This is a genomic window from Campylobacter lari (assembly GCF_004357905.1).
GTDB lineage: Bacteria > Campylobacterota > Campylobacteria > Campylobacterales > Campylobacteraceae > Campylobacter_D > Campylobacter_D lari_D.
The window spans coordinates 1-583 of the sequence record NZ_SMTT01000029.1 but is presented as its reverse complement, the minus strand read 5'-3'; the positions used below and the strand labels follow the sequence as shown (position 1 = coordinate 583).

Below are 583 nucleotides of genomic sequence, written 5' to 3'. Positions count from 1 at the left end.
ATGACAACTCATATCAATGATTTTTTACAAGAAAGTGTTGCTAAATTTGGAAGTAAAAATGCTTTTGTTGAGTTTAATGGTAGAAGTATAAGCTATAAAGAATTTGATGATTTAAGTAAAAAAATAGCAAGTAAAATTCTTTCTAAACTTCCTACTAAAAGTACACAAGATCCTGTATTAATCATACTTCCTAAAGGGATTGATTGTTTGCTTTCTTTTTTTGGTGTAGCAAAAAGTGGAAATTTTTATACACTTTTAGATGAAAAAAGCCCTAAAGAACGTGTAGAAAAAGTCATAGAAGTTTTAAAACCAAAGCTTTTAATTACTTCTAAAAAATTAAATTTAGATTTTAGTCTTGATATCATTTTTACAGAAGATTTTGAAAGCTTTGATATAAATGAAAATGCTTTAGAAAAAGCTTTAAATAATCACATAGATACAAACTTACTTTATGTCTTTTTTACAAGCGGAAGCACAGGAACTCCAAAAGGAGTAAGTATAAGCCATAAAAGTGTGATTGATTATACTTTTTGGGTATGTGAAACTTTTAAGCTAAGCCATGAAGATATACTTGCTAATCAAG

General features: G+C 27.1%; 1 protein-coding gene. It reads left to right on the top strand.

The features are described 5' to 3' along the window. A partial coding sequence (locus tag E2O22_RS07810; RefSeq protein WP_165955285.1) for an AMP-binding protein occupies positions 1-583 on the top strand: 583 nt, incomplete at both ends.